Origin of the sequence: Streptomyces sp. NPDC051578 (assembly GCF_044454045.1) — a bacterium.
Taxonomy (GTDB): Bacteria; Actinomycetota; Actinomycetes; order Streptomycetales; family Streptomycetaceae; genus Streptomyces.
On the sequence record NZ_JBITDH010000002.1, the window covers coordinates 423,926 to 450,830 of the forward strand.

The 26,905-nt window shown below is 73.4% G+C and carries 20 protein-coding genes; 9 read left to right on the forward strand and 11 right to left on the reverse strand.

Annotated elements, in window-relative coordinates:
* Window positions 1–96: 96 nt before the first annotated feature.
* Window positions 97–558, reverse strand: coding sequence for a DUF5954 family protein (locus ACIA6C_RS12955; protein WP_399275151.1), 462 nt, complete (start codon window positions 556–558; stop codon window positions 97–99).
* Between the two features lie 209 nt (window positions 559–767).
* On the opposite strand from ACIA6C_RS12955, the gene ACIA6C_RS12960 reads away from it, so the two are divergent.
* Window positions 768–1,529: a metallophosphoesterase family protein gene (locus ACIA6C_RS12960; protein ID WP_399275153.1), complete on the forward strand. Its 762-nt coding sequence runs from the start codon at window positions 768–770 to the stop codon at window positions 1,527–1,529.
* Window positions 1,530–1,716: 187 nt separating this feature from the next.
* Here ACIA6C_RS12960 and ACIA6C_RS12965 read toward each other — a convergent pair whose 3' ends face one another.
* On the reverse strand, window positions 1,717–2,535 hold the full coding sequence (locus ACIA6C_RS12965; protein ID WP_399275155.1) for a YceI family protein: 819 nt from the start codon (window positions 2,533–2,535) through the stop codon (window positions 1,717–1,719).
* A 98-nt stretch (window positions 2,536–2,633) separates the two neighbouring features.
* The gene (locus tag ACIA6C_RS12970) at window positions 2,634–5,153 is read right to left on the reverse strand and encodes an MFS transporter (protein ID WP_399275157.1); all 2,520 of its coding nucleotides are present in this window, start codon (window positions 5,151–5,153) and stop codon (window positions 2,634–2,636) included.
* Between the two features lie 313 nt (window positions 5,154–5,466).
* Here ACIA6C_RS12970 and ACIA6C_RS12975 point away from each other — a divergent pair, with 313 nt between their 5' ends.
* A complete protein-coding gene (locus ACIA6C_RS12975; protein WP_399275159.1) occupies window positions 5,467–5,670 on the forward strand; it encodes a hypothetical protein in 204 nt (67 codons plus the stop codon).
* Between the two features lie 74 nt (window positions 5,671–5,744).
* Here the strand turns inward: ACIA6C_RS12975 and ACIA6C_RS12980 are convergent, their stop codons facing one another.
* Both ACIA6C_RS12980 and ACIA6C_RS12985 read right to left on the reverse strand, forming a co-directional pair.
* Window positions 5,745–6,095, reverse strand: a complete 351-nt coding sequence (locus tag ACIA6C_RS12980) for a hypothetical protein (RefSeq protein ID WP_190183837.1) — start codon at window positions 6,093–6,095, stop codon at window positions 5,745–5,747.
* A gap of 158 nt (window positions 6,096–6,253) precedes the next feature.
* On the reverse strand, window positions 6,254–10,150 hold the full coding sequence (locus ACIA6C_RS12985; protein ID WP_399275161.1) for a helix-turn-helix domain-containing protein: 3,897 nt from the start codon (window positions 10,148–10,150) through the stop codon (window positions 6,254–6,256).
* Window positions 10,151–10,477: 327 nt separating this feature from the next.
* Here ACIA6C_RS12985 and ACIA6C_RS12990 point away from each other — a divergent pair, with 327 nt between their 5' ends.
* Together ACIA6C_RS12990 and ACIA6C_RS12995 are read left to right on the forward strand one after the other, a co-directional pair.
* Window positions 10,478–11,125 carry a sortase domain-bontaining protein gene (locus ACIA6C_RS12990; RefSeq protein WP_399275163.1) on the forward strand — a complete coding sequence of 216 codons (648 nt, stop codon included), beginning with the start codon at window positions 10,478–10,480 and terminating at the stop codon, window positions 11,123–11,125.
* A 191-nt stretch (window positions 11,126–11,316) separates the two neighbouring features.
* Entirely contained in the window at window positions 11,317–11,874 is a 558-nt protein-coding gene (locus ACIA6C_RS12995) for a hypothetical protein (protein ID WP_399275165.1), read from the forward strand.
* A 16-nt stretch (window positions 11,875–11,890) separates the two neighbouring features.
* Here ACIA6C_RS12995 and ACIA6C_RS13000 read toward each other — a convergent pair whose 3' ends face one another.
* The 5 genes from ACIA6C_RS13000 to ACIA6C_RS13020 all read right to left on the reverse strand — a co-directional run bounded on the left by ACIA6C_RS13000 (window position 11,891) and on the right by ACIA6C_RS13020 (window position 18,543).
* Window positions 11,891–12,814, reverse strand: a complete 924-nt coding sequence (locus tag ACIA6C_RS13000) for a helix-turn-helix domain-containing protein (protein WP_399275167.1) — start codon at window positions 12,812–12,814, stop codon at window positions 11,891–11,893.
* A 209-nt stretch (window positions 12,815–13,023) separates the two neighbouring features.
* Window positions 13,024–14,352: a ricin-type beta-trefoil lectin domain protein gene (locus tag ACIA6C_RS13005; protein WP_399275169.1), complete on the reverse strand. Its 1,329-nt coding sequence runs from the start codon at window positions 14,350–14,352 to the stop codon at window positions 13,024–13,026.
* 173 nt (window positions 14,353–14,525) lie between these two features.
* On the reverse strand, window positions 14,526–15,716 hold the full coding sequence (locus ACIA6C_RS13010; RefSeq protein ID WP_399275171.1) for an NAD(P)/FAD-dependent oxidoreductase: 1,191 nt from the start codon (window positions 15,714–15,716) through the stop codon (window positions 14,526–14,528).
* Window positions 15,713–17,110 carry an FAD-dependent oxidoreductase gene (locus ACIA6C_RS13015; protein WP_399275173.1) on the reverse strand — a complete coding sequence of 466 codons (1,398 nt, stop codon included), beginning with the start codon at window positions 17,108–17,110 and terminating at the stop codon, window positions 15,713–15,715. Before ACIA6C_RS13015 ends, ACIA6C_RS13010 begins: the two co-directional genes overlap by 4 nt.
* The gene (locus tag ACIA6C_RS13020; RefSeq protein ID WP_399275175.1) at window positions 17,107–18,543 is read right to left on the reverse strand and encodes an FGGY family carbohydrate kinase; all 1,437 of its coding nucleotides are present in this window, start codon (window positions 18,541–18,543) and stop codon (window positions 17,107–17,109) included. Before ACIA6C_RS13020 ends, ACIA6C_RS13015 begins: the two co-directional genes overlap by 4 nt.
* Window positions 18,544–18,813: 270 nt before the next feature.
* On the opposite strand from ACIA6C_RS13020, the gene ACIA6C_RS13025 reads away from it, so the two are divergent.
* The 5 genes from ACIA6C_RS13025 (at window position 18,814) to ACIA6C_RS13045 (ending at window position 25,655) form a co-directional block, all read left to right on the forward strand.
* Entirely contained in the window at window positions 18,814–19,794 is a 981-nt protein-coding gene (locus ACIA6C_RS13025) for a hypothetical protein (protein WP_399275177.1), read from the forward strand.
* Window positions 19,795–19,869: 75 nt separating this feature from the next.
* Window positions 19,870–21,402: an amino acid permease gene (locus tag ACIA6C_RS13030; RefSeq protein WP_399275179.1), complete on the forward strand. Its 1,533-nt coding sequence runs from the start codon at window positions 19,870–19,872 to the stop codon at window positions 21,400–21,402.
* A gap of 132 nt (window positions 21,403–21,534) precedes the next feature.
* The gene (locus ACIA6C_RS13035; protein ID WP_399275181.1) at window positions 21,535–23,058 is read left to right on the forward strand and encodes a hypothetical protein; all 1,524 of its coding nucleotides are present in this window, start codon (window positions 21,535–21,537) and stop codon (window positions 23,056–23,058) included.
* A 194-nt stretch (window positions 23,059–23,252) separates the two neighbouring features.
* Window positions 23,253–24,893, forward strand: coding sequence for a serine/threonine-protein kinase (locus tag ACIA6C_RS13040; protein ID WP_399276209.1), 1,641 nt, complete (start codon window positions 23,253–23,255; stop codon window positions 24,891–24,893).
* A 69-nt stretch (window positions 24,894–24,962) separates the two neighbouring features.
* The gene (locus ACIA6C_RS13045) at window positions 24,963–25,655 is read left to right on the forward strand and encodes an SDR family NAD(P)-dependent oxidoreductase (RefSeq protein WP_366079798.1); all 693 of its coding nucleotides are present in this window, start codon (window positions 24,963–24,965) and stop codon (window positions 25,653–25,655) included.
* 84 nt (window positions 25,656–25,739) lie between these two features.
* On the opposite strand, the gene ACIA6C_RS13050 is transcribed toward ACIA6C_RS13045, so the two are convergent.
* Window positions 25,740–26,858: an alpha/beta hydrolase gene (locus ACIA6C_RS13050; RefSeq protein WP_399275183.1), complete on the reverse strand. Its 1,119-nt coding sequence runs from the start codon at window positions 26,856–26,858 to the stop codon at window positions 25,740–25,742.
* Window positions 26,859–26,905: the final 47 nt, after the last annotated feature.

The window sequence follows — 26,905 nt, forward strand, 5'->3', positions numbered from 1 at the left end:
CGCCCCCCGCCCCCCCCCCCCCGGGGGGGGGGGCCCCCCCCCCACCATCGCCCGCTACGAGTCCTCGCGCACCTCGTCGGGGAACCGCTCGCCCGCTTAGCACAGGCCGCGCAGCGCCAGCTGCTCCACCGCCTGCGTCGGGGTGACCGGCGCCTGCGGGTCCACCACCAAGCCGGCGTCCACCGCCGGGCCCTCGGCGGTGCGGTCCCAGTCGGGGACGGGCGGCTCCGGATCGGTCGGGCGCGGCCCTTCCATGCCGTCCGGGCCCGAACCCCCGTACTCCTCCGCCCGCACGACCCGGTACCGGCTCCCGGCCACGTCGAGTCGGTCCCCCCGCTCGGTCTCCAGCCGGGCGACCGCCGCCCGCAGCGCGCGCCGCTCCGCGCGGTCCCCGGCGTCGTCCTTCGCCCGGAACCACAGCTGCGAGTTCAGCGAGTCGCCGATGGCCGCGTCGATGCCGCCGACGACGAGGAGGGCCGTGAGGTCAAGGCGCTGATACGGGACGTGGAGCGTCTGAGTAGGGCCCCTGCACGGCACGGACTTCGAGAAAGACCGCACCCAGGCCTTCCGCCAGCGCGGGCCCCGGCCCCCGTCATCGCCCAAGCACCGGGCCACCACGACAAGAGCACCACCCGCATCGCCACCGCATCCGGAGCCCCTGGAAGAACTACGCACCCGGCGACCACACACGCTGAACGGCCGCCCTTGAACTACGCGCCGGGCGAAAGACCACACGGCTCGGCTCCCTCCACCCCACAGTGGTGACCATGCTGAACCGAGTAGCCGTCCTGTCCGACATTCACGGAGTCCTGCCGGCCCTGGAGGCAGTACTCGCCGAACCAGACGTCAGCACCGCCGATCACATCGTGCTCACCGGCGACATCACCGCCGGCCCGCAACCGGCCCAGGTCCTCGACCTGCTGACCAGCCTCGGTGACCGCGTCATCTGGATCAGTGGCAACGCCGACCGCGAACTCCTCGAATACCGCCGGGGGCAACGCCACACGATCCCCGATCCGATCGCCCCCTGGGCAGCCGAACAACTCCGTGAGGACCATCTCGACCTTCTCGGCTCGCTTCCACGATCACTCTCCCTGTCCGTGAACGGCCTGGGAAAGGTGCTGTTCTGCCACGCCACCCCTCGCGACGACGAGGAGGTCGTCCTGGTCGACTCCCGCCTCGACCGCTGGAAGGAAGTCTTTGACGGACTCGATGCCGACATTCGCACCGTGGTCTGCGGCCACACCCATATGCCGTTCGTCCGCCTCGCCAACGGCCGACTCGTGATCAACCCCGGCAGCATCGGCATGCCCTACGGACGGACCGGAGCACACTGGGCCCTCCTGGGCCCGGGCGTCGAACTCCGCACCACGCCCTTCGACCTCCAAGCCGCAGCGACCCAGCTCGGCCAGGAATCGTCCTACCCCGAAATCACCGAATGGGCCGACTACTTCCTGCACGCCCGCGCCACCGACGCCGACGCCCTCACAGCCTTCGCACCACGGGACGGACGCGACCACGGCCCGTGACACCCGCTCCCGTCCACGACAGCGGGCAGCGGAACACCGACTACACGATCAACGGCGCCTACCAACGCACGGAGGGCGTCGTAGCCGGGGCGCGGCCCGTCGGTCGATGCGCCTGCGCTCCTCGGCTCTCGGTCACGGCGGGGAGCCTGCCAGGGGATCATCCGGGGCTCGACCGGTCTCGCGCGCACTACGCCTGCGGCAGCGATCCGCCCCGCACGGCCTGGATGTCCAGCTCCACCCTCAGCGTCGCGCCGATCGCCGCGATGCCCGCCTGGACGACCTGGTTGTAGTTCATCGCGAAGTCCTCGCGGCGCAGTTCGGCGGTGGCGCGGAACGCGGCGCGCGTGCCGCCCCAGGGGTCGGCTCCCGTGCCCAGGTAGGCCAGGTCCAGGTCGACGGGACGCACGACACCGCGCAGGGTGAGGTCGCCGTGCACCGTCCAGCGGTCCGAGCCGGCCGCGGACAGGCCCGTCGAGCGGTACGTGATCGCCGGGTACGCCTCCACGTCCAGGAAGTCCGGCGACTTGAGGTGCCCGTCGCGCATTCCGTTGCCCGTGTCGATGGAGGCCGCCTCGATCACCGCTTCCACCCGTGACGCGGACACCTCCGGGGCGATCTCGATCCGGCCCGCGAACTCCGTGAACCGGCCGTGCACGCTGGAGATGCCCAGGTGCTGCGCGACGGCGGCCACCGACGAGTGCGCCGGGTCGATCGTCCACGGCCCGGGCGGCGGCAGCTCGGCGCCGCCCTGCCGGGCGAGGACCACGCTGCCGACGTCGGCGCGCCCGCCCGCCGTCACGATGGCGCTCGACGCCGTGGGCGCGTAGCCGACCGCGGTGACTATGACGGTGTACGCCCCCGGCGCGAGCGCGGTCGCGTCGTGCACGGCGCCCTCCCCGTCGGCCTCGGCCCGCACCACCTGCGTGCCCGTCATGTCCGTCACCGTGACGACCGCGTGCGACACGGCCCATCCGTCGCGCGTGCGGATCCGTGCGCTGAGTCCCATCCCGTTTCTCCCTGCCGAAGCATCTCAAGCCAGCCGAAAAGAGGACCGGCCCGTGGGACGCCCCCGCCTCGCGGCGCGCCCCACGGGCCGGTGCCCGTCTACTCGCCGGGGTGGGCGAGCTCGATGTCGTGACCGTCCACGCCGCTGCCGCTCACGGTCAGCGCCGTGGCCACCGGCGGGTATCCCGTCGCGATGACGGTGTACTCGCCGCCGTCCAGGTCGGTGAAGGCGTACGCGCCGTCCGCGCCGGTCCGCGCGGTACCGACCACGTTTCCCGCGGCGTCGACCAGCGTGACCCGGGCGTCGCCGAGCGGTCCGCCCGGCGCCCGTACGACGCCCTGGACCCGTGCGCCCGAGCTCAGCTCGACCTCGACCCGGGTGACTCCCGCTCCGCCGACCTCGACGTGCAGGGCCCTCGGGCGGCGGCCGGCGGCGTTCACGGCGATGGTCACGGGGCCCGGCACCAGCTCGGCGAAGCCGAACGCGCCCTGCGCGCCGGTGGTTCCGGTGGCCAGGACGTCCCCGCGGACGTCGGTGACGATGACCATGGCGCCCTCGACGGGGGCCCCGGTCTCGGCGGCCCGTACGACGCCGCTCAGGCCGCTCGTGCCACTCAGCAGGATGTCGTAGGAGACCGGCTCGCCGTTCACGACGACCGTCGAGGCTTGCGGCTGGTACCCGTCGGCGGCCGCGATCAGTACGTACGAGCCGCTGCCCGGCGCGTCGACCGCGTACGAGCCGTCCGCCCGGGCGACCGACCGGTCCAGCTGGCGCCCGGCGAGCGAGATCAGCGTGACCGCCGCCCGCGGCACGGGCGTGCTCTCGGCGCCGCGCACGTAACCGCGGACCGCGACACCGTCCGCCGGGGGAGCGGACACGGCGTCCCCCGCGGGGGACGCCGTCGCCGACTGGCGCGGCACGTGCGGAGCGGCGGGCCCGGGCGCCGGGCTCTCGGCGCCGGCTTCCGCCCTGTCCGCGGCGCCGGCCTCCGCGATCTGGGCGTCCTGGGATTCCTGGGCACCCCGGGAGGCCTGTGCCAGGCCGCCCGACGTCCGCAGCGGGACCTCCTTGATGAAGATCGTGACGAGGAAGGCGACCAGGGCCAGCGGCGCGGCGATCAGGAACACGTCCGCGATGCCGTGGCCGTACGCGCTCTCCATCACGGTGCGCAGCGGGCCGGGCAGGCTGTCCATGTCCGGGATGCTGCTGCCGGAGCCCGACTGAGCCGCGGCGGCCGCGTACTTCGGGCCGAGGCCGGCGAGGCCGTCCTTGGCGTAGTGGGTGATCCGGTTGGCCATGATCGCGCCGAGCGCGGAGACACCGATCGCACCGCCGAGGGAACGGAAGAACGTCACCGTGGAGCTGGCCGATCCGAGGTCGGACGGCGCCACCTGGTTCTGCGTGCACAGCACCAGGTTCTGCATCATCATGCCGATGCCGAGGCCCAGCAGCGCCATGAAGATCGCGATGTGCCAGTACGTCGTGTCGTAGCGGATCGTGCCGAGCAGTCCGAGGCCGGCCGTCACCAGCACGCCACCGCACAGCAGCCACGCCTTCCACCGGCCCGTCTTGGTGATGACCTGCCCCGAGACGGTGGAGGAGACGAACAGACCGGCGATCATCGGGATGGTCATCACGCCCGACATGGTCGGGGACTTGTCGCGGGCCAGCTGGAAGTACTGGCTGAAGAACACGGTGCCGGTGAACATGGCGACGCCGACGAAGAGCGAGGCGATGGACGACAGCGCGATGGTGCGGTTGCGGAACAGCCGCAGCGGGATGATCGGTTCGCTCGCCTTGGACTCGACGAGGACGAAAAGGGCGCCGAGGACGATCGAGCCCCCGACCATCGCGTACGTCTGCCACGACAGCCAGTCGTACTTGTCACCGGCGAAGGTGACCCAGAGCAGGAGCAGCGAGACGGCGGCGGAGATGAAGAACGCGCCGCCCCAGTCGACCTTGACCTCCCGCTTGACCACGGGGAGGTGGAGGGTCTTCTGGAGCACGATCAGCGCGATGACGGCGAACGGGACGCCGACGTAGAAGCACCAGCGCCAGCCGAGCCAGTCGGTGTCGGTGATGACGCCGCCGAGCAGCGGTCCGCCGACGGTGGCGACTGCAAAGGTGGCGCCGAGGTAGCCGCTGTAGCGGCCCCGCTCGCGTGGGGAGATCATCGCGGCCATCACGATCTGGGCCAAGGCGGACAGGCCGCCGACGCCGATCCCCTGGACCACGCGGCAGGCGATCAGCATGCCGGCGTTCTGCGACATGCCGGCGACGGCCGATCCCAGTACGTAGATGACCAGGGCTATCTGGACCAGGGCCTTCTTGCTGTAGAGGTCGGACAGCTTGCCCCACAGGGGGGTAGCCGCCGTCATGGACAGCAGGGCTGCGGTGACGACCCAGGTGTAGGCGGACTGGCCGCCGCCGAGGTCGCCGATGATGTGGGGGAGGGCGTTGGAGACGATCGTGGACGACAGGATCGCGACGAACATGCCGAGCAGCAGCCCGGAGAGCGCCTCCATGATCTGCCGGTGCGTCATCGGCGCGTCGTCGTGGCCGCCGCCTCCGTGCTTGGCGTGAGAGGCCCGCACACCGGTTGGTGTGGTCGTTGCCATGGGCTTCCTTACGTTCTGTACGGGTGTACGGGTGGTCGGTATCGGCATTTCGTTGCTCTAGGCAACCGTAGAAGTAGGTGGTTGCTCCACGCAAATCCGAGCGGCGGTATCACCCTAAAGTCTTCGCAAAGGCAAGTGCCGGAGACCGTAAATCCGCAGTTGAGCGCTGTCCACCGGCCCGTCGGCTTGTCCGGTCCGGTGCGGCGTGACACCGTCGGTGGCCCAAGCCCAAGCCCAAGCCCAAGCCCAAGCCCAAGCCCAAGCCCAAGCCCAAGCCCAAGCCACTCGGCCCGACGACGGAGGAGGCCGCACGATGCCGGACGACCTGGCCGCGGACACCATCATGAAACTGGAAGACGCCGTGGCGTCCGGCTCCCTGCCGGAACACACCGCCGAACTGCTCCGCGTCTCCCTGAGTCAGGCCCGGGCGGCGAAGGCGGCGGGCCACGACCAGGAAGCGATCACGATCGCCGCCCAGGCCCTCGAGACGGCGCAGAACCCCTCCGCGGACCAGTAGGCGCGCACGCCTGGGCCCCCGGCCCCCGGCGACAGCCGGGAACCGGGGGCCGGGGGCCGGGGGCCGGGGGCCCGTCAGCAGTGGCCGACGCTGGTCTGGCCGGCCACCAGCGACGAGTGGACGTAGCCGGTCCCCACGTAGCTGGAGACGCGGAACCACCGGTTGGAGGCGTAGTTGGAGCTCGGCGGGTACACCCACTGGCTGTCGGTCCAGCACAGCATCGTGACGCCCGTCCCGTTGGACAGGTAGCCGAGCGAGCCGCACCCGGTGTTGGCGCAGGTGCGCTCGTTCGCCCCGCCGCTGTTGGACGAGATGTAGCTGCCGGCCGCGTCGGCGCCGCCGGCGCCGGCGATCAGACCGGTCAGGGCGACGGCGGCCGCGGCGGCGGCCAGTCCGGCCCGGGACCGCAGGGTGGTGGTCGTCATGCGCATCGTCGTTCTCCTCGGAAGACTCGCGGTGGTGTGCGGCGCCCCGGCTGGTCCGGCGGCGCTCCACCAGAGAGCCATCCCGACCGCGGCGGGTGGAAGGAAGGAACCGCAGGTCGACCAGGCCCGTACGGCGGTCCGTACAACTCCGTACGGGGTCACCGGCACGGCGGCGCGTACGGCAGACCGGGGACCAGCTGGGACCACTCCTGGGCGGTGATGGCCGTCCCCGCCCGCTCGCACAGCCTCCGGGCGATCTCCTCCTCGTCGCGGGACCACACCAGGGCGGCCGGGCCGGCGCCGCCGGCCGCCAGGGTGCGGCCGTCCGGGCTGTACGCGACGGCGTACACCTTGCCGCCGAGACCGCTCAGCACGGTGCGGGGCCGCGGCCGCCGAGGGTCACCGGTGTCCCACAGCCATACGGTGCCGTCCGTACTGGCGGCGGCGAGCGTGTGGCCCTGCGGGCTGAACGACAGGGCGTACACGTAGCTGCTCGGCCCCGTCAGCGTCGGCCCGGCGGTGCGCGGCCGGTCCCCGCTCACGTCCCACAGCCACACGTCCCGGTCCGCGGTACCGGCCGCCAGGAGCCGGCCGTCGGGGCTGAACGCGACGGACATGACGTAGCTGCCCGGCCCGCGCAGGGTGGATTCGAGCACCGGCCGGCCACCGCCCGGCGGCATCCGCCACAGCAGCACCTGCTTGTCGACCGTACCGGCCGCGAGCCGCCGCCCGTCCGGACTGAACGCCACCGAGTAGACGTAGTTCGTCGGCTCCGGCAGTTCGGCCGAGAGCTCCGGGTGGGCCGGGTCCGCCGTGTCCCAGACGCGTACGGTCCGCCCCTCGCTGCCCACGGCCAGTACGCGGCCCGTCCGGTCGAAAGCGGCGGACTGGATGGTTCCGGCGCCCCCGGTCAGCGGTTCCCCGTACGGCACGGCCCTGTCGGGGCGGGAGAGGTCCCACAGCCACAGCTTGCCCTCCCGGCCGCCCACCGCGAGGGTGCGGCCGTCCGGGGTGAAGGAGACCGTCGCCGAGTACCCCGTGGGATTCGTCAGGGGCGGCCCGACCGGGCGCGGGGTCCAGGGATCGGCGACGTCCCACAGCTGTACGTCGCGCCCGGCGACGGCGAGCAGCTTCCCGTCCGGCGCATAGCCGATCGCGTTGACCGTTCCCTGGAAGCCGCGCAGCGGGCGGGGAGGCAGCTGCCAAAGGCGTACGGTGCCGTCCGCGGCGCCCGTCACCAGCTGTCGTCCGCCGGGGTGGAACGAGAGCGAGGTGACCGGCCCCGGGTGCGGGAAGACCCCGGCGAGGACGCGCGTCCGCGCGTCGTACAGGCGCACCTGGTTGTCCGCGCTGCCGGTCGCCAGCCACTGCCCGTCCGGGCTGTAGGCGACCGCGTTGACGTAGCTGGCCGGGCCGTCGGGAGCGGCCGGAGCCCCGCCTACCACCGCGGGTGAGCCGGGGTCGGAGTTCGGCGCGGGCACGTCCCACACCCGGGTGGACCGGTCCTGGCTCCCCGCGGCGAGCCGGGCGCCGTCGGCCGTGAAGGCCAGCCCGAACACGGGGCCCGCCGCACCGGTCAGCGGCCGGCCGTAGGCGAGCGGCCGCCCGGGGTCGGCGAGGTCCCACAGGCGTACGGCGCCGTCCGCGCCGCCCGCGGCCAGCAGGGCCGGATCGGGCCCGGGCCGGAACGTGACCGTGTGCACCGCCCCGGTGAAGCCGGTGAGCCGCAGACCGGGCACGGCGGCGGGGGCGGAACCGCCGTCCGTACGCGCAGCGGCCACCGCCGGGTCCGGCCACAGGTAGACGCCGCCGTCGGCGCCCGCCGCGGCCAGCGTCCTGCCGTCCGGGGCGAAGGCCACCCCGTAGACGGCCGACTCCGGACCCTTGAACGAGCGGACCCCGGCCGCCGCCGGATCGGGGCCGGACGGCTCCCACACCCGTACGGTCCCGTCCCCCGACCCGGCCGCGAGCCGTCGGCCGTCCGGGCTGAAAGCGAGCGCGTACACGGTGTCGGCGAACGAGACCGGCGCCGCGCCCAGTGCTCGCGGCCGCTCGGGATCGCGCAGGTCCCAGAGCGCGACCTGGTGGTCCAGGCCGCCCGCGGCGAGGGTGTGCCCGTCCGGGCTGAGGGCCACCGCCTGGACGACGCCGCGGAACGCGAGGATCCGGGTCACGGCCGGTAACGCCGAGGCGTCCATCAGCGCCTCCCGCGCCTCGGCCGTGGGGGCCGTACGGTAGGCCACGAGCCCGAGTTGCGCCGACAGGGCGAGGTCGCTGCCCCGCAGCCGTTCGGCGCGCGCCGCCACCAGCCGGGACAGCGCGACGGCCTGCTGTCTCTCCGCGTCACGGCGCTGGACCACGGCGACTGCGGTGAGCAGGCCCGACAGGACGACCATCAGCGAGAGCAGGACGAGCAGCCGGCGCAGCCGCCGGGCCCCGCGCCGTTCGCGCCGGACGCGGTCGTCCTGCGCCAGCCGGCTCGCGTCGAGGAACTCGCCTTCCCGGGAGTCGAGTTCGGGAGCGTGTCCGCCGGCCGGGGCCCAATCGGAGGCTACGGCCAGCCGGGTGCCCCGGTAGAGCAGTGAGGGATCGCGGCCGTGCGCGAGCCAGCGGTCCGCGTCCCGGGTCAGGTCCTGCCGGACGATCTGCCCGGCCCGGTCGGTGTCGATCCAGCCGCGCAGCCTCGGCCAGGCGGTGAGCAGCGCCTCGTGGGTGATCCTCGCGCCGTCGCCGTCGAGCGTGACCAGACGCCGGTCGACGAAGCGCTCCAGCACCGCGTACACCTGTCCGGCCCGGTCGAGGCGGCCGGTGGGCGGCGGCAGCGGCAGCAGCCGGCGCGCGTCGGGCACGCCGTCCCCCACCGCGACCATCCGCAGGAACAGCTGCCGCGCGAGGGCGCACTCGTCCCGCGACAGGGCCGCGTAGACCTCTTCCGCCGTCTCGGAGACCGCGGCGGACATCCCGCCGCCCGCCCGGTAGTCGGCGATGGTCAAGGCGGTGCCGCGACCGCGTTCCCAGGTCGACAGCAACGCGTGCGACAGCAGGGGGAGGGCCCCCGGTCCGGAGTCCCTCAGGTCGGCGAGGAGTACGTCGACGAACCCTTCGTCCAGGACGAGACCGGCCTTGGCGGCCGGCCCGCCGATCACGGCGCGAATCTCGTCCTCGCTGAGCGCTCCCACGACGGTCTGGCCCTTCTGCAGGGCCGCCGCGAGGGGGCGCCGGGCGAGGGCCTGGCTGTAGAAGTCGGCACGCAGGCATCCGGTGACGCGCACGCCGGGGGAGGGGAGGGCCGCCAGGCAGCGCAGGAACAGCTCCCGTCCGGCCGGGTCGGGGCATGCGGTGAACACCTCCTCCAGCTGGTCGACGGCCACCACCAGGCGTACGCCCCTGCGCTCGGCCGACGTCCGTGTGCGAGACGCCAGTTCGAGAGGATCGGGCGCCCCGTCCTGCCGTTGCGGGCCCCCGTCGCCCTCCCACTGCGTGGACAGGGCCGCCAGCAACGCGCGCACCGGATCGCGGCCGGGGGCCAGGAGCAGCGGCGTGAAACCGTGCCCGCCCCGCAGGACGGGCAGCACCCCCGCCCGCAGCAGGGAGGACTTCCCCGACCCGGAAGCCCCGACGAGCAGTTGGGGTACGTCATCACCTTCGGAAAGGATCCGGTCCACGACGACCGCCCGCAGGCTCTCCCGGCCGAAGAACCAGTCGGCGTGGCGTTCCTCGAAACCCGCGAGCCCCCGGTAGGGCGACGCGCCACCCGCGACGCGCAGGACCCGGGACCGCCGCAGCTCGGCGAGCCGTTCCAGCCAGCGCTCGATCTCGGCCGCGTCGGTCACCCCGCACACGTGCAGCACCCGGCGGAACAGGGGCAGGGAGCTGATCGACGGCAGGTTCTGGCCGGCGAACCAGCCGCCGATGGTGCTGTGGGCGCCCGGTGCGCCGACGCGCGCGGCGACGGCGCGGACGGTGAGGTCGGCCTTCTCCCGCAGGCGTGTCAGCTCGGCCGCGAACTCCTCCCGGGATAAAGGAGGTCGGGGGACGAGCGGGGTGGGGTCCATGGGGCCTCCGTGGTCCGGTTCCGCTACGGGCGGTGATGCGGTGGACCACCCTCCCCCCGCCCCTGCGACCGCGTGGCCGGAACACCTCGATCCGGTCTGTTTATACGCCCTCCCACCGGCGGGTTCCGGCCAGTCACCGCCGTCTCCACACCCTCACCCGCCCCGGCCCTCCCGGGTCTCCCGGCCGGTACGAAGTACCGCTCACGGCGCTGCCCGAGGCGATGCGGGCGCCGGGGCGCCGGGCTGCCGCACGTCCTGGCCTGTGTCAGGCTGGAAGAGCCGACCGGCGGCTGGACCGAACGACTCCGGCAGACTTTGGACAACGCCATGTCTCCACGCCTCCTCCGCTCTTCGCGCAGCGTGCCAGCGGCGCTCGCCAGTGTGTCCCTCGCCGTCCTGCTGACGGCTGTTCCCGGCGCCCTCGCCCAGCAGCCCGCCCCGCATGCGCCCTCCGCGGCCGTGACCAGCATCCAGGCCGCCACGCTGTCGATTCCGGCCATCGGCCTTTCCGGCCTGCCCGTCGTCCCGTACCAGGGCAGCCCCGACGACGCGCCGGGTACGGCGATCCAGGACCGGGGCCTGGCCGCGAGCCCCTACGGCCCCGGCGGCGGCGTAGGCCCCGGCGACATCGGCAACTACATCGTCACGGGCCACCGCGTCGCCGGCGGCGGGCCGCTGAACGCCCTGCCGTCGCTGCCCCAGGGGGCATCCGTCTTCGTCACCGCGGGCGGTGTGACGTACGAATACGTCATCGGCACCACCCGGACGACCTCCTTCCGCTCGCCCTCCTCCATGGCGGAGCAGCGCGCCGCGGTTCCCGGCTCCAGTGGAACGTCCCCGAGCCGCGCGATGATCACCGTGTCCACCTGCCTCACGCCGGAGGACGACGCCGCGGGCAACACCTGGCGTGACGCGCAGAACAACCCCGAGCACCGCATCGACAAGGTCGGGGTGCTCGTCGGGACCAGCTCCTGACGTCCGTTCGCCCGTCCTGTCACATTCTCGTTCCACGGTTCGTCGGTCAAGCGATGAAACGGTACGGCCCCGGCCGGAGCGGCGACCGGGGGCCGCCCGTGCGCGTTTCTTCTAGAACGGGAAACCAGCGCAGTTCCAGGATGAAGGGGTCCCGGCGCGTGCCGGGTGACCCGTTCGAAAGGACCCACTTCATGTTCGTCAAGCGCAGCGCGGCGGTCGCTCTCGCCGCCGCGGCCGTATGCGGTTCCACCGTCCTCGCCGCACCCGCGCAGGCCGCCGCCTCCCCCGTCCCCGACACCGCGGCCCGGTACGCCCGGTTCGAGGGCCGCACCGTGGACCTGTCCGGTGACTGGGGAGACGCCAGGGTCTGCATGGTGTGGCAGACGCGCGGCGCGGTGGAGTGCTTCCGCACGGTCGCGCAGCAGGAGGCACGGGAGAAGCAGTTACGGACCACCGCCTCCACCCGGCAGGTCAAGGCCGCCTGTGCCACGGCGCTCGACCTCTACCAGTACACGAGCAAGGGCGGCCGGGACCTCAAGTTCTACGACCGCGGCTACTGGCAGAACCTCTCCGCCTACAACTTCGACAACTCGACCTCCTCCTACTGGACCGGCGCGTGCACGGCGCACCTGGCCGAGAACGCGAACGGAGGCGGCTACTGGTACCCGGGCAACACCGGCCCCAACCACCAGGAGGACTCGATGCGCAGCGGCTGGGACAACCGGGTCAGCTCCATCAAGATCGACTGAACCCTCAGGGAGTCCGTCACCGCCCGGGCAGCACGACGCTGGTCACCTGACCGGTCACGCGGTCGGGCCCCGGGGGACCCGGCAGCGCGGTGCGGCGCTCGGCCACGAACCGGCGCGGTGAACGCCCGCTCATCGCCTTGAACTCGCGGTTCATGTGCGACTGGTCGCTGAACCCGCAGGCGGCGGCGACCTCCGCGAGCGGGCGTCCACCGCCGTTGACGAGCCGCAGCGCGTGCTGGAAGCGCAGCACGCGGGCGGCCGTCTTCGGCGTGAGACCCACCTGTTCCCGGAACAGGTACTCCACACGCCGCACGCTCCAACCGGTGCGCCGGGCAAGGGCGCCCACGGTCAGCGAGCCGCGGCTGCGGACCAGCTCCCGCCAGGCCTCGCGGAGCGCCTGCGACGAGCCGGTTCCGGCCCCCGAGGCCCACCCGAGCAGGGCGGCGTCCAGCAGCGCGAACCGGTCGGCCCAGCCGGAGCCGGCGCGCAGCGCCTCGGCGAGCAGATCGGCCCGGCGCCCGAGTACGTCGGCCGGCTCGGCCATCGTGTCGGCGAGGTCGCTCATCGGGACCCCGAACAGCCCGAAGGCGGCCCACGGAGCGAGCAGCACCTCCACTCCCTCCACGCGGCCCGCGTGTTCACCGACGGTCGGTCGGGTCTGCAGACCGGACAGCAGCGCCGTGTACGGGCGGGAGTCCGCGTCCCGTGCGGTGCCGAGGGTCACCCACACGGGTCCGGCCAGGTTGAACACCAGCGAGGCGCAGGCGTCCGGTACCTCCAGCCTCCTGCGGCTGTGCTCCAGGTCCATCCGGTAGCCCCGGTACCCCCGCACCCCCGGCCGCAGCAGGGGATGGGGCAGGGCCCGCAGGACGTCCCAGGTGCCGTGCGGACAGGAGGTGCGCCGGACGGGCCGGGGCGGGGCGGGCAGGTGGTGCGGCATGTCACGCTTCCTTCTGGGCTCGCACCCGGCGGTCTGCCGCGGGTGGGGAAAGGTGCGGTACGCGCGCTGGCGACCACCGTGTCACCCGCCCGCGACGTGCGGCAAGGCCACCTCCGGCCATCCACTGGCCCTGCCGCCCGACGCGTGAGCCCCGGCCTCCGCGGTGCGCGGTGACCGGGGCTCGCGGCTGTCCGAGCGGGCCGGAAGGGCTACTTCGGAGTGACCCAGACCTGGCGCTTGTTGGTGTTCGCCGTGTAGAGCTGGACGGCGGTCCCGTTGGCGGTGGACCCGCCGGTCACGTCGAGCACCTTGCCCGACGCCACGTGCACGATCTGCCCCTTGGCGTTGACGGACCAGCGCTGGGCCGGCGTGCCGTTGCAGTCGTAGAGGCTGATCTTGTCGCCGTTGGCCCCGGCGTTGCGCGCGTCGTCCAGGCACTTGCCGAGCGCGCGAAGGGTGCCGTCCTTGCCGAGGATCCACGACTGCGCCGCGGAACCGTTGCAGGTGTAGAGCTGGATCGGGGTGCCGTTGACCGCCTTGCCGCCCTTGACGTCCAGGCACTTGGAGCCGATGCCGGTCACCTTGCCCTGCGGTGACAGCACGGCGCCCGCTCCGGAGGCGAGCAGGCGCAGGCCCTGGAGGTCGAACTGCTGGACGTAGGTGCCGGCGCGCTTGTCCTGGTACGCGTAGGCCGGCGAGCACATCACCGGGAACTCGCCGGAGTCGCTCCCCTTGACGCAGTCGCTCTTGTTCATGCTGCGGTTGGCGTGCGTCAGACCGAGCGTGTGTCCGATCTCGTGGCTGACGTGGTTGCGCATGTACGTCTCGCCCATGGCGGCGGTGGGCTTGCCGGCCGGGGTGAAGAACTCGTCGTCGATGTAGGCGTGCCCGCTGGTCACCGTCTCGGGCAGGGAGGAACTGGTGAAGCCGCAGCTGAGGTTCGCCATGCCGGAGCCGTCACGGACCACCTTCCAGCCGGTGCTCCCCATGCTGTCGCCGTCCGGGGGCAGGCACGGCCGGTGGGCGACTCCGATGACCACTTCGCCCCGGGGCCGGGAGTAGTCCCAGCCGACGGGCTTGGTGTCGACGGTGACGGGCAGGTTGGTGATGCGGCGCAGGTCGGCGGCGGTGGCCTGCACGTACGGGGCCAGCCAGTCCGCGGACTTCTGGTCGTAGAACTTGATGGTGTAGCCGGTCTGCAGCCACTTGGTCGCGCCGCTCAGCTTCCACCCCTCGCCCTGAGGCGGTGCGGGCGCGGCGGCCACGCCCGACTTCGACGCGGAGCGGGACGCCGGCGCGCCGAGCGACATGACGCCGCCCTTGAAGGCCGTGGCGTCGCTGCCGTAGACGGCGGAATCCTCCGCGTGGGAGTCGACGTCCTCCACGGCCGGCAGGGCCGCCGGGGAACTCGCCGCCTCCGGCGCGGGGTCCTCGTCGGTCTCCGTGCCGAACGCGCTGGACGTGAGCTGCAGACTTCCCGCGATCGCGGCGGTGGCCGCCACCGCCGCGAGGATGGATATCCGGTGCTTGCCTGTCAATCGCAAGTGTTCGATGCCTCTCGTCAAGAGTCGCCACCCGCCCCTCTGCGACGGCACGGGTGGCGAGAATCGAACAGATGATAGGCCAACCCGGCGAGGCCACATGCCTCGGGGCCTTTGGTCACCGGCCGTCAAAACAGGCTCCATTCAAAGCAATTGACTCCGGCCACGGGTCAGCCGACCCGCACCACGACCGGTCCGCCCGCAGGGTCGACCCGGGCCGTCCAGTCCGGCGGCAGCCTCATCGACCGCGACGGTGACACCCGGCCCGGGAACCGGCGGCGCCACAGCAGCCGCCCGTCCTGCCCGACCGTCACCACGGGTCCCGTCAGCGCTTCCCCCGACCGCAGGAGCAGCGGCCGCCCGGCCGGCCCCGTGACCCGGTTCGGTGTCACCCACGACAGCGGCGCCCGTACGACCACCGGCGGTCCGGCATCCGGCCACGCCGCGCCCGACAGGCGGGCCAGCACCGGGGCCGCCGCGGCGGCGCCCTCCGCGGCGGCGGTGGCCGCGCTCTCGACGCCGTGCAGGGCGTTGCCCACCGCGAAGACCCCCGGCGCCGATGTACGGAACGACGCGTCCACGCCGGGGCCACGGGTCCCCGCATCCAGGATGACGCCGCCGCGGCGGGCCAGTTCGTGGTCCGGGATCCAGTCGCCGGTGAACACCACCGTGTCGCAGGCGAGCACCCCCGACCTGCCGTCGGCGTGGTGCAGGGCCACGCCCGACAGACGGCCGCGGCCGCGCAGTTCGGCCACCGTGGTCGAGGTGAGCAGCGGGACTCCCGGCAGGGAGGTGCCGCGCGGGCGGTCGGTGACCACCGCCACCACCTTCGCACCGGCCCGGCGCAGCGTACGTACCGCGTGCCGCACCACCGGATCGGCCCCCACCACCACGGCCCGCCGGCCGACCGACTGTCCGTACAGGTGGACCGACTGCTGCAGTTCCCCGGTGGTCAGTACCCCCGCCGGACGGGAGCCCGGCACCAGCCGGGCGCTGCGCGGCCGCTCCCGGGCACCCGTGGCGAGGACGACGGCCCGCGCCGTGATCCGCTCCACGCCCGCCGGGCTCGTCGTGTCCAAGGACAGGGGTCCGGCCCAGCCGGTGGCGGTGACACCCGTACGGACCGAGGCCCCCGCCCCGACCGCGGCCTCCGTGGCCCTCAGGGCGTACGCCGGCCCCCGCAGCCACGGGCGCGACGGCCCGCCGAAACCGCCGTGGGCGCAGTGGCGCGGCACCCCTCCCGCGTCCTGCTCGCGCTCCACCACCTCCACCCGCCCGGCGCCCGCGCCCGCCAGGCGGGCGGCGAGGGCGAGACCGGCGGGTCCGGCGCCGACGACGAGCACGTCGACCGTGCGGTTCACCGGCGGCCTTCCTCGAACAGGGCGCGGACGGCGGCGCCGCAGTGGAAGCCCTGGCAGCGGCCGCCCCGCGCGCGCGTGCGGCGCCGCAGGCCGTCCAGCGAGCCGGGCGGGACGGTCGCCGCGAGCGCGTCGCGGATCTCCCCACGGGTCACCCGCTCGCAGTGGCAGACGATCCGGCCGTACTCCGGGTCCGCCGCGATCATCCGCGCATCGCGGTACGGCCGGGGGAACGCCTCACCCAGGTTCGGCATCCGCACCGGCTCCAGCTCGCGTGCGCCCGTGACCGGCAGACCGCCCTCGCCGAGCAGCGCCACCACGTGGGCGGCGATCGCCATCGAGGCGGTCAGGCCCGTCGACCGGATCCCGCCGACGCTCACGTACCGCTGCGCGGGGTGGGCCCGGATCGCGTAGTCCTCGGACCCGGTCGCGGCCCGCAGCCCCGCGTACACGGCGGTGACCTCCTCCTCCAGGAGCGCGGGCAGGATCCGCCGGCCCTTCTCCCGCAGCAGCGCGAGGCCTTCGGCGGTCGATCCGGTCGCGGTCTTGTCGTCCAGGTCCTCGGCGGTCGGCCCGAGCATCACGTTCCCGTACACCGTCGGGGTCACCAGCACCCCCTTGCCGAGCGCACCGGGCACGGGCAGCAGGATGTGCCGCACCAGGCCGCGGGCGAGTTCGTCGAAGACGATCAGCTGGCCGCGCCGGGGCGTCACGGTGAAGTCCGCGTGACCGAGGAGCCGGTCGATCTCGTCGGCGTACAGGCCGGCGGCGTTGACGAGGTGGCGGGTGCGCAGCGGCCCCCGACTGGTACCGAGGAGGTGCGGTTCGCCCGGAGTCACGGACGACACACGGCAGTTGAGGTGGAGGTCGGTGCCGGCGCGGACGGCCTGCGTGGCGTACGCGAGGGTGGTCGTCCAGGGGCAGACGATGGACTCGCCCGGCACGTCGAGTGCCCCCAGCACCCCGGGGCCGAGCTCCGGTTCACGGGCCCGCACCTCCTCGGCCGGGATGATCCGGGTCGAGTGGCAGCCGTTGCGCACGGCCTTGTCGGCGAGGCCCGGGAGCGCCGCCAGCTGTTCCTCGTCCCAGGCCACGAGGAGCGCCCCGAGCGGCTCCACCGGGATGCCGGTCTCGGCGGCGTACGCGGCGAGGCGGCGCCGCCCCTCCCGGACGAGCCGGGACTCCAGGGTGCCGGGCACCGCGTCGAAGCCGGTGTGCAGGATGGCGGTGTTGGCCTTGGAGGTGCCGTCGCCGACGTCGTCGGAGGCCTCGACCAGGGCGGTCCGCAAGGGGAGCCGGGCCAGTTCGCGGGCGATGGCCGAGCCCACCACCCCGGCCCCGACGACCGTCACGTCGTACTCCCCGCCGGGCAGGGCGCCGCCGGTGGTGACGCTCATGCCGGACCGTCGAGCAGGCCCGAGACCGCCGCGCGGAAGCGGGCGCGCCGCTCCTCGGCCCGATCGGCGTCCGCCCTCGGCTCGTACACCGCGGACGGTTTCCACTCCGGGACCGCCTCCCGGACGCCGAGCGCGGGATCGAGACCCAGCCGGGCGACCGCGCCGACGCCCAGTGCGGTGGCGTCCGGCAGCGCCGACACCTCCACCGGGATCCCGAGGAGGTCCGCCTGGGCCTGCATGAGGAGCGCGGACCGGGTCAGGCCCCCGTCCACGCGCAGGGTGGTCAGCGGCGCGCCCAGATCGCCGGCGACCGCGTCCGCGAGCTCCGCCACCTGTGCGGCGATCCCGTCGCACAGGGCCCGCACGAGGTGCCCGGCCGTGGTGTCGAGGCCGAGTCCGGTGACCGAGCCCCGCAGGTCGCCCCGCCACCACGGGGCGGCGAGTCCGGCGAGCGCGGGGACGAAGGTGACGCCGCCCGCGTCCTGGACGCTGCCGCCCACGGCGTCGATGTCGGCGGCGCCGGAGATCACGCCGAGATCGGTCAGCCAGCGCACCGCGGAGGCGGCCGTGTACACCTGCCCGTCCAGGCAGTAGCTGGTCCGTCCGGCCAGCCGCCAGGCCACGCAGCCCACCAGCCCGGAGGCGCTGCGGCGGGGGAGCGGGCCGGTCTGCGCGAGCAGGAACGCCCCCGTGCCGTAGGTGCACTTGGCGGCGCCGGGCTCGGTGGCGCTCTGGGCGAGCAGCGCCGCCTGCTGGTCCACGAGCAGCCCGGTCAGTGGCAGCGCGGGCCCGAAGGCGGTGGTGGTGCCGACGGGGGTGTCCGAGTCGACGATCTCGGGGAGCCGCTCGTCCGCGAGAGCGAACACGTCGAGCGCAGCCCGGGACCAGCCCACGGTGTCGAGGTCGAGCAACTGGGTGCGGCCGGCCGTCGCCGCGTCGGTCACGAAAGCACCGGTGAGGCGGTGCACCAGCCACACGTCGCTGGTGGTCACGACGCCGTCCCGGGTCAGGTGGCGGCGTATCCACGCCATCTTGGGAGCGGCGAAGTACGGATCGAGCGGCAGGCCCGTCGTCTGCCGCAACGAGGCCGCCTGCGGCGTGAGTTCCTCGCAGAGCGGTTCGGCCCGCCGGTCCTGCCAGACGATCGCGTCGGTCAGTGGCTCACCGCTCGCCGGATCCCAGGCGAGAACGGTCTCGCCCTGGTTGGCCAGGCCCACGGCGACGACCGGCTCACCGGCCGCGGCGAGCGCCGCCCGCCCCGCCCCGACGACCGAGTCCAGCAGCTCGCGCGGGTCGACCTCCACCCGGCCGCCCGGCAGGTACCGGGGCCGTACCGCCGCCGATCCGGAGCCGATGACCCCACGTACGGGACAGACGACGAGGGCCTTGGTTCCCGAGGTGCCCTGGTCGACAGCGAGCACCGGGCCCGTCATCACCACTCCGTCCCTGGTGTCGGCTTGTCTGACCGTCGGAAGACTCCACCAGCGGACGCCGTGCGTCAAGATCCTCCCCGCGCTCCTGGCGCGGCCACTGACGCAAAGTCATATGCCCGACATGGCCGGTTACTTGCGTTCGAACAGGAATCTGGTTACGCGAGGGGTCGGTCGCCCTATAGTGATCGCCGATCAACCGAGCCGAGGACTGATGACCACGACAACCGCAAGACGCGACCGCCCCGGCCGCCCGTCGACCGGGACGAGGTGATGGCGGGCAGCGACTACCGGCCCGTCTACCACCCCGCCGGCCACGACAACGACCTGCGCGTGGCCGTCCAGGACCTGCGCACCGGTCGGTGGGTGTCGATGGCGCGCCTGCTCGAACGGACCGAGGACTGGGGACTGTGGACCCAGCGCACCCAGGTCCTCGCCGCCGTCGCCGCCGGATCCGACGTGGTCCAGGCCTGGCGCGCCGAAGAACCGCACAGTGTCGCCGCCACAGTGATGCACACCCGCGTCACCGTCGAACGGGCCGTCCGCGCCCACCGGGCCGGGCACCCCCGCACGCCCGAGCTGTGGCGGGAAGCCTGGACGGCCTGCCGCGACACCGCCGCCGCCAGCCCCGCCGATCCCGTGCCGTGGGTCTGCCTGCTCGCCCTCGCGCCCCTCGACGAACACCGCCGGATGGACGAGCACCGGCTCACACCCCCCGGCCCGATGCTGCCGGCCGGCCCCTGGGGCATCCTCGCGGAGGCCGACGAGCGGGACCCGCACAACCGCGAGGCCTACCACCGGATGCTCCAGTTCGTGTACGCGAACTCCCCCGGACCGCTCTCGGAGGCCGCCAACTTCGTGCACTGGGCGGCGGGTTCCGCCCCGCCCGGCTCCGCCGCCCACGCCCTGCCGCTGTACGTACGCGTCGAACGTTACCGCCGCGAAGGCGGCCAGGAGAGGGCGCTGGACCTGCACTGGATCGCCGAGGAGGCCATCCGCGACGCCGGCCACGCCCTGGACCGATGGTTCCTGTCCGCCGACCCGCGCCGCGCCTCCCCGCTCGACCTGAACCATCTGGCCCACGCCCTGTGGGGAGCCCACCGGTTCGAGGAGGCGGCCCGCGTCTTCGACGCGATCGGCCCCTACTGGACCCCCCTGCCGTGGGCCTACCGGACCCGCGCCCCGGCCGACCAGGCACTGGCCGAGGAGGTGTTCCTCCAGGCCAGGTCCCGCAGCCTGGCCGGCCGGGGCTGACCTCCGGCCCACCGTCGCACCCCGCGCCACCCGCTCACCGTCCCCGTGCCCCACCACCCACCCGGAGGAACCCGCATGTCCCGCACCGCATGGGCAGCCCGCAAGGGCGCCGGCGCCCCACGCCCCCAGGACGAGGAGGAACGGCTGAGGGAGCTCGGCTACCAGCCCGTCCTCGCCCGGCGGATGGGCGGCTTCGGCAACTTCGCCATCAGCTTCTCCGTCATATCCGTCCTCTCCGGGTGCATGACCCTGTACGGCTTCGGACTCGGCACCGGCGGACCGGCCGTGATGCTGTGGGGCTGGGCCGGGGTCGGCCTCTTCGTGCTCTGCGTGGGCCTCGCCCTGGCCGAGGTGACCAGCGCCTACCCCACCTCCGGGGCGCTGTACTACATGGCCGACCGGCTCGGGGGACGCCGCTGGGGCTGGTACACGGGCTGGCTGAACCTCCTCGGGCTGCTCGGCGCCATCGCCGGCATCGACTACGGCGCCGCCCTGTTCACCGGCGCGTTCCTGAACCTCCAGTTCGGCTTCGTACCCACCTCCGGATCGACGTTCCTGATCTTCCTGGGCATCCTGCTGTTGCACGCCGCGCTGAACCTCTTCGGCGTCCGCCTCGTCAGCGTGCTCAACTCCGTCAGCGTCTGGTGGCACCTGGGCGGTGTCGCCCTGATCGTCGGCGCCCTCGCGCTCGTCCCCGACCACCACCAGTCGCCGTCGTTCGTCTTCACCCACTTCGCCAACGACACCGGCTGGGCCAACCCGTTCTACGTGGCCGCGGTCGGCCTGCTGCTCGCCCAGTACACCTTCTCCGGGTACGACGCCTCCGCCCACCTCTCGGAGGAGACCGCGAACGCCTCCGTCTCCGCCGCCAGGGGCATCGTGCGGTCCATCTGGGTCTCCTGGATCGCCGGGTTCGCCCTGCTCGCGGGGCTCACCTTCGCCATCCAGGACTACGCCGCCGTCCAGGGCAGCGCCACCGGCGTCCCGCCCGCCCAGATCTTCCTCGACGCCCTGGGGTCCGGCGGGGCCACCGCCCTGCTCCTCGTCGTCATCGTCGCCCAGCTCTTCTGCGGCAACGCGGAGGTGGCCGCCGCGAGCCGGATGGTCTTCGCGTTCAGCCGGGACAACGCGCTCCCCGGCTCCGCCCTGTGGCGCACGGTCAGCGGCCGCACCCAGACGCCGGTCCCGGCGGTCTGGCTGTCGGTCGTCGTCGCCGGCGTGCTCGCGCTGCCGTCGCTGTACTCCGCCACCGCCTACGGGGCCGTGACCGCCATCAACGTCATCGGCATCACGCCCGCCTACGCCATCCCGATCTACCTGCGGCTGCGTGCCGGAGACCGGTTCGTGCCCGGCCCGTGGAGCCTGGGCCGCTGGAGCAAGCCGGTCGGCTGGATCGCCGTCGTCTGGGTGGCGGTCGTCACCGTCCTGTTCTGCCTGCCGCAGAAGTCCCCGGTCACCATCGACTCGATGAACTACGCGGTGATCGCCCTGGCGGTCGTCCTGGTCCTCGCGAGCGTGTGGTGGTCCGTAGCCCGGCGCTCCTACGGCACCCCTTCCGCCTACGGCACCACCCGCGAACAGGCGGAGATCGCCGAGGGCATCGTCTGATCCCCTCCCGACGCGCCCGCCCCGCCGGGCGGGCGCTGCCGGACCGGGACTACTGACACGTGCCGGTACGGCGTGGACAATCGAGGCAACTGACGTCGGGGGGCGCTGATGGGCCGGGCATTGCGGTGGGGGATGGCGGCAGTCCTGGCGGGCCTGGCCCTCTGGTACGCCTCGTACTACACCACGGTCGTGGTGTGGGAGCTGCGCAAGCTCTTCGCCTGGCTGGCCGTCCCGCTGCTGGCCGGCGCCACCGCCGGGGCGCTGTGGCAGGCGGTGAGGCTGCTCCGCAGGAAGCGGGACGGCGGGAGCCGGGCCCGCGGCCGCGGCAATGCGGCAGTGGCCCTCGCCTGGCTGGGCGGCCTCCTGGGGCTGGGCCTCACCGTCTGGTGGCTGGTGTACGGCGCGTACCTCCAGGACCGCGCCTACATGCAGGACGTCCGGATCGTCTCCGAGCCGGTACCCGAACTGGCGCCCCGCGCGCCCTACCTGGTCGGAAAGGCGCAGGCCGGCCCCCACCTGGGGGATGTGACCGGCGAGATCTCCGACGTCACCTACCTGCCCGATGCGGACCGGTTCGCGACCCTGGTCGAGCGCCGCGGCTGGCTGGCCGGGTACGAGGTCGGCCTGGTCCAGGAGATCCCCCTCGGCGGCAACAGCCGCAACCAGCAACGCTGCTCGTTCGACATGGAGCGGGCCGACGCACGGATCAGCGGCTGGTTCGGCCACAACCTCGGGCGCAAGATCTCGGCCCGCGAACGCTGGGTGCGCTTCGAGGCGTCGGACGCGTACGTGACCTGCTCGGGCGACACCCCGATCGTGGTCGTCCCCCTCAAGCGCCAGACCGGCATCCTCGTGGTCACCGAACGCCCGGCCGGAGTGGCGCTCTACGACGGACGAACCGGGAAACTGACGATCACCGACGACACGGCCTCGGTGCCCGGCCCCTCCTACCCGCTGAGCCTCGCCTCCCGGCAGCGGGAGGGGACCGCCGCGGTCGGCGGTTTCACCGACTGGTGGTTCGAGCGCAGCGGCTGGGACGCCTCCGAGGACGGCGCCAACGAGGGCAACGACTCGGAGTTCACCCTGCGCTACCGCGATGCCGGCGGGAACAGCGCGTACGTCACCCCCCTCACACCGCAGGGGGAGGCCACCTCGGTCGTGGCCGTATCGACGGTCCCCACCCGCCACCAGGGCCGCGGTCTCGCCCCGATGACCGTCCACCGGCTCACGCCGACGTGGCCGTCCCCGAAGGCACTCGTCGAGCTGGTGAAAGCCGAGTACCGGGACGTCTGCTGCTACAACGAGGACAGGGTGTTCGAGGTGGTCCCCACCGGCGGCAGCACCTGGACCGCCACGATCGGCAGCGAACAGAACATCCGCTACCGCGTCGAGGGCCGGGGCCAGGTGGCCGGCCGCGAGGCGACCTGCCTCAAAACCGCCGACGGGACGCTCATCCGGTGCGCGTTCGCGGCGCCCGGATCCCCTGAGGAAGAGGAACTCAAACGCCGGGAGCAGGAGAAACAGAAACCGAAGGACGACGGCGCCCCCGCCCCCGGCCGGGTCGACCTCAACGCGTACACCCCGGAGCAACTCGCGGAGCTGCAAAAACGCCTGTCGGACGAGTTCCTCCGCCGCCTCAAGGACGGCGGCACCTGACGCCGCCGCACCCGCCCCGCTCGACCGGGACCGGCCGCCCGTACCCGGCGACGGCCGGTCGTCGACCGCGGCCGCGGGGCGGTCGCCGTGATCAAGCATCTACGCTTGTGCCGCCAGACGGGTGCCTGACGAGCGGTTGTGAAACGGAGTGTGCGGTGCCGACGGGGGAGACGAACGATGAACTGGTCGGCAGGATGCTCGGGGGACGCTACCGGGTGACCTCGATGATCGGCCGCGGCGGGATGGGAGTGGTCGCCCGGGCCGAGGACACCCTGCTCAGCCGTGAGGTCGCGGTCAAGGTACTGCGCGCCTACACCGACGCCGGCGCCCCCGAACTCGCCGATCTGCGCGCCCGGATGCAGCGGGAGGCACAAGCAGCGGCCCGGATCCGGCACAACGGCGTGGTCACCGTGCACGACGTGACCGAGGAGCGGGGCCTGCCCGTCATCGTGATGGAGCTCGTCGACGGGCCTTCCCTCGACGACGTCCTCACCGAACGCGGCACGATGGACCCCTACGAGGCGGCGGCGATCGGCGTCAAGCTGACCGACGCCCTGGGCGCCGCGCACCGCGCGGGCGTCCTGCACCGGGACGTGAAGCCCGGCAACGTGCTGCTGGAGCACGGCGGCCGGGTCGTGCTGACCGACTTCGGCATCGCCACCATGGACGGCCCGGGCGACGAGGCCCTCGCCAAGCTGACGCGCAGCGGTGAACTCGTCGGCTCCCTGGACTACATGCCGCCCGAGCGGGCGCAGGGGCAGGAGCCCGGACCGGCCTCCGACATCTGGTCGCTCGGCATGACGCTGTACGCGGCGGTGGAAGGCACTTCGCCGTTCCGCCGCACCTCCGTGTGGTCCACCCTGTCGGCGATCGTCACCGACCCGCTGCCCGAGCCCCGCCGGGCGGGACCGCTCGGCCCCGTGCTCCGGGCGCTCATGGCGAAGGACCCCGCCCACCGGCCCACGGCCGACCGGGCCCGCGCGATGCTGGCGGAGCTGGCCGCGAGCCGCACGACGCCGCCCGCGCCCGCGGCGATGCCCGTGCCGATGCCCGCGCCGGCGTATGTGCCGTCGCCCGCGCCGCAGCCGGCACCGACGCAACCGCCCGTCCTGGCACCGGCCCCCGCCGCTGCCGGCTTCGGGCCGCCCCCGACGGCCGGCAGCGGTCCCCTACCGCTCCACCAGCCCTACCCGCAGTCCGCGCACCACGTGTACCCGCCCTCCGCGCCCACGTCGCAGGTGCCACCGGCGGCAAGCCCCGCCCGGGGGCGGCGCCGTACCGCCATCGCCGTGGGCGCGGCCCTCGCCGTGGTCGGCGCGGCCGGCATCACGTACGCCGTCACCGGAGACGGCGGGGGCAAGGGCGGCGGCCGTGCACCGGCGGCGGCGCCCGCGATCACCGCCCCGGCGAGCGGTGCCCGGCCGACGAAGAAGGCATCGAGTTCATCCCCCTCCCGCGGCTCGGGCAGGACCCCGTCGGCCATGCCCTCGCCATCGGGCCCGGCCGGCGCCCACGGGGCGACCCCGAGCGCGCCGGGGAAGACCGCCGTCCGGCCCAGCCCCGTATCCACGGGCTGCGGGGGCTGGAGCCACAACGACCCCGCTCCCGGCAGCTACGGGTACATGGCCGGTGACTACCACCTGGAGGCCGGGCCCTACCAGACGTGCCCCGCCGTCACCCTGGCCAAGTCGGGCACGAAGCTCTGGTACCACTGCTCCGTAGTCAACGCGTACGGCCACACATGGACGTACGTCCGCATCGACGGCACGAACACCGCCGGCTGGATGTCCAACGACAACATCACCCGGCAGAAGGGCCCCTCCCATCCCTGCTGACCGCTTACGGCCCGGGCGCGTCTCGTAAACCACTGGCCGTTCGCGTCGTCCCGGAGGGAAGCTGGGCCCATGACGACCACCTTGATCACCGGGGCCAACAAGGGCCTCGGATACGAGACGGCCCGCCGCCTGACCGCCGCGGGCCACACCGTCTACCTGGGGGCGCGCGACATCGAGCGGGGCACGGCGGCCGCGGCCGGGCTCGGCGCCCGGTTCGTGCACCTCGATGTCACAGACGACGCGTCGGTCGCCGCGGCCGCGGCCACCATCGAGGCCGACGGCGGACTCGACGTCCTGGTCAACAACGCCGGCATCGAGGTGCGTTCCCCGGAGGGCGCCGTCATCGGCGCCGCGGAGCTGACGGCCGACGTGATGCGGGAGGTGTTCGAGACCAACGTCTTCGGCCTGGTCCGGGTGACCCACGCCTTCCTCCCCCTGCTGGAACGCTCCGCGGCCCCGGTCGTGGTCAACGTCAGCAGCAGCCTGGCCTCGCTGGCCCGGGCCGGCGCCAAGGGCTACCCCGGGGTCGCCTACCCGACCTCCAAGACCGCGGTCAACATGCTCACCGTGAAGTTCGCGGGGGCGTTCCCGCGGATGCGGATCAACGCGGTGGAGCCCGGCTACACCGCGACGGACCTGAACCGGCACGAGGGCACGCAGACCGTCGAGCAGGGCGCCGAGATCATCGTCCGGATGGCTCGACTCGGGCCGGACGGCCCGACCGGCGGCTACTTCGACGAGGCGGGCCCCCTGCCCTGGTAGGCGACGGGGCCGACCTATGAGAGCCCCGGGCCGGGACCCGATCCGGGGGCCGGACCGCGCCGGGCCCCCGTCATCGCGGACGGGTCACTCGCCGGTGACGCGGCCGCTGATCCATTCCAGCGCGGGCGGGATCTCCCGGCGCCAGGTGGCGAAGTTGTGTCCGCCGTGGTCGAGGGTGATCGACGAGACGCGGGCCGGGTTCTTGACCTTGGAGATGAACTTCTGCGTGGGCCCGTGGTTCGCCTCACCCTGCATCGATGTCGTCACGAGGAAGGAGGTCTTGCCCTGAGGCAGGTGGTCCAGGCTCCACAGCAGGTCCGAACGGCGCTCCTCGGCGCCGTTGCCGTGGAAGAGGTCACCGGAGTCGCCGTCCACCTCGGGCTTGTAGTCCGCGGACAGGCCCACCCCGGCCGAGTAGCTCTCGGGGTGCTGCAGCGCGAGCTTCAAGGCGCAGTAGCCTCCCGTCGAATCGCCCATGACGGCCCAGCCGCGGGCGCCGGTCCGCGGGCCGGCGGTGCGGTAGGTGGCGGACACCGCCTTCGGGAGGTCGGTTGCGAAGAACGTCTCGCTCTGCGGGCCGCCCGCCACGTCGATGCACTGGGTGTTGCGTGCCGACTCGGTGGTGGGCCGCATCAACACCAGGATCATCGGCTGCGTCTTCTTCTCCTTGACCAGGGCCCACGCCTTCTTCGGGTAGTCCAGACCCTTGATCAGGTTCTCCGCCATGCCGGGGAACCCGGTGAGGACGACGGCCGTCGGGAACCTCCTGTGCTCGTTGCCCTTCTGGAAGTACTCCGGCGGCAGGTACACGTACGCGGGGACGTCCGCCTTGGAGCGCGCACCGCGCACCGTGACCTTCTCGATCACGCCGGCCACCTGGGGCGGTCCGCCGCCGGGCGTGCCGGTCTCCTGCCGGCCGAGGACGCGTACGGGCGCGTCCCCGGCGGCACGCCCGAGCGCGGGCGCGGGCTGCGACCGGCCCGCCAGTTCGGCCCACGACCCGTAGAGCAGGAAGCTGCGGTTCGCGGCGAGCCCGACGGTGGCGAGGAGCAGCACCTGTATGAGGCACAGCAGCCCCGCCCGCGCGGCCACCCGTCTCCAGCCCTGCCGCGCGAGCCGCGGCCACCACCTGATCGCGGCGGCGAAGGCCAGGGCGAGGATCAGCACGGCGATGAACAAGGGGGTGGTACTCGTCAGACTCACGGGTCGGGAAAGCCTCTGCGTCGTATCGGAACGGACCGGCACGGGCG

Bases quoted from the DNA above. Each gene is read 5' to 3' on its own strand.
- ACIA6C_RS12960 (WP_399275153.1), top strand. From the start codon at position 768: ATGCTGAACCGAGTAGCCGTCCTGTCCGACATTCACGGAGTCCTGCCG.
- ACIA6C_RS12965 (WP_399275155.1), bottom strand. From the start codon at position 2,535: ATGGGACTCAGCGCACGGATCCGCACGCGCGACGGATGGGCCGTGTCG.
- ACIA6C_RS12970 (WP_399275157.1), bottom strand. From the start codon at position 5,153: ATGGCAACGACCACACCAACCGGTGTGCGGGCCTCTCACGCCAAGCAC.
- ACIA6C_RS12975 (WP_399275159.1), top strand. From the start codon at position 5,467: ATGCCGGACGACCTGGCCGCGGACACCATCATGAAACTGGAAGACGCC.
- ACIA6C_RS12980 (WP_190183837.1), bottom strand. From the start codon at position 6,095: ATGACGACCACCACCCTGCGGTCCCGGGCCGGACTGGCCGCCGCCGCG.
- ACIA6C_RS12985 (WP_399275161.1), bottom strand. From the start codon at position 10,150: ATGGACCCCACCCCGCTCGTCCCCCGACCTCCTTTATCCCGGGAGGAG.
- ACIA6C_RS12990 (WP_399275163.1), top strand. From the start codon at position 10,478: ATGTCTCCACGCCTCCTCCGCTCTTCGCGCAGCGTGCCAGCGGCGCTC.
- ACIA6C_RS12995 (WP_399275165.1), top strand. From the start codon at position 11,317: ATGTTCGTCAAGCGCAGCGCGGCGGTCGCTCTCGCCGCCGCGGCCGTA.
- ACIA6C_RS13000 (WP_399275167.1), bottom strand. From the start codon at position 12,814: ATGCCGCACCACCTGCCCGCCCCGCCCCGGCCCGTCCGGCGCACCTCC.
- ACIA6C_RS13015 (WP_399275173.1), bottom strand. From the start codon at position 17,110: ATGAGCGTCACCACCGGCGGCGCCCTGCCCGGCGGGGAGTACGACGTG.
- ACIA6C_RS13020 (WP_399275175.1), bottom strand. From the start codon at position 18,543: ATGACGGGCCCGGTGCTCGCTGTCGACCAGGGCACCTCGGGAACCAAG.
- ACIA6C_RS13025 (WP_399275177.1), top strand. From the start codon at position 18,814: ATGGCGGGCAGCGACTACCGGCCCGTCTACCACCCCGCCGGCCACGAC.
- ACIA6C_RS13030 (WP_399275179.1), top strand. From the start codon at position 19,870: ATGTCCCGCACCGCATGGGCAGCCCGCAAGGGCGCCGGCGCCCCACGC.
- ACIA6C_RS13035 (WP_399275181.1), top strand. From the start codon at position 21,535: ATGGCGGCAGTCCTGGCGGGCCTGGCCCTCTGGTACGCCTCGTACTAC.
- ACIA6C_RS13040 (WP_399276209.1), top strand. From the start codon at position 23,253: ATGCTCGGGGGACGCTACCGGGTGACCTCGATGATCGGCCGCGGCGGG.
- ACIA6C_RS13045 (WP_366079798.1), top strand. From the start codon at position 24,963: ATGACGACCACCTTGATCACCGGGGCCAACAAGGGCCTCGGATACGAG.